The organism is Pseudomonas sp. (assembly GCF_002796985.1).
Lineage (GTDB): Bacteria > Pseudomonadota > Gammaproteobacteria > Pseudomonadales > Pseudomonadaceae > Pseudomonas.
The window spans coordinates 1-1,279 of the sequence record NZ_PEKX01000032.1 but is presented as its reverse complement, the minus strand read 5'-3'; the positions used below and the strand labels follow the sequence as shown (position 1 = coordinate 1,279).

At 60.0% G+C, this 1,279-nt stretch carries 1 protein-coding gene; it reads left to right on the top strand.

Translation table 11 applies throughout. The features are described from left to right. Positions 1 to 90: 90 nt before the first annotated feature. On the top strand, positions 91 to 1,221 hold the full coding sequence (locus tag CTR55_RS27350; RefSeq protein ID WP_296291729.1) for an IS481 family transposase: 1,131 nt from the start codon (positions 91 to 93) through the stop codon (positions 1,219 to 1,221). Positions 1,222 to 1,279: the final 58 nt, after the last annotated feature.

The following is a 1,279-nucleotide window of genomic DNA, read 5'->3' as shown; positions in this document are numbered from 1 at the left end:
GTGTTCTGCCGGGACACATGGGTAACAGGTGTCGGGAGACATAGGTAACGCATTTAGGATCACGGCATAGCTGAGTCGGGAGATCGAGCGATGCCGTGGAAGGAGTGCACACCTGTGTCCAGTCGCTATGAGTTCGTTTTTCTGGCTGAGCAGCCTCAAGCCAATGTTCGCGAGCTGTGCCGTCGTTTTGAGGTCAGTCCGAAGACGGCATACAAGTGGATCAACCGATACCGAGAGCTGGGTGAGACGGGGCTTCAAGACCAGTCACGGCGCCCGCTGAGCTGCCCAGGCAGCAGTAGCGATACCTTGGAAAAAGCGGTGCTGGAGCTGCACGACGCTTATCCCGCATGGGGTAGTCGCAAGCTCCGTAGCCTTTTGGGCGAAGGCGTGCTGCCGCATCACAGCACCATCGACGCCATCCTGCGACGCCATGGCCGGCAACTGCGTTATGGGTCAGGCACAGGTGATTCGGCGACCTCCAGGTTCGAGCACGAGGCGCCCAATGACCTCTGGCAGATGGATTTCAAGGGTCACTTCCAGTTGTTTGACCAACGCCACCGCTGCCATCCGCTGACGCTGCTCGACGACCACTCCCGCTTCGCCCTGTGTCTGGCGGCCTGTGCCAATGAGCGGCGGCAAACGGTTCAGCAGCAGCTCATCAAGGTCTTTCGCCGCTATGGCCTGCCACGCCGACTGACCAGCGACAATGGCCCGCCCTGGGGCTCGACGCGACGCGGTGGAATTTCTGCCCTTGAGGCCTGGTTGATGCGCCTGGGTATCAAGGTGGGCCACAGTCGTCCGTATCACCCGCAGACTCAAGGAAAGCTTGAGCGCTTTCACCAGACGCTCAAGCGCGAACTGCTGCATGAGGCGCACTTCCGGACACTGCTGCAGTGCCAGGCCGGCATGGATCGATGGCGCGATCAGTACAACCAACAGCGCCCGCATCAGGCGCTGGGCCAGAAACCGCCGCTGTCTCGGTACCAGAGCAGCCCGCGCACCTATCCGGAAAAGCTGCTGGAGGTGGAGTACGAGCCGGGAGAGCGCGTCATGAAAGTACGTACCAAAGGGCAGATACGCGTGAACGGCCGGCTGGTTTTTGTCAGTGAAGGGCTGGCAGGAGAGCGAGTTGCCATTCGTCCAGGCAAAGAGGATGGAGTGATCGACATCGTCTTCATTAACAAAACGGTTCGGCACGTCGATTTCCGGCTGCCGGAATGATAGGAAACCGTTACCCATGTCCCCCGACAACCGTTACCTATGTCTCCCGGCAGAACAC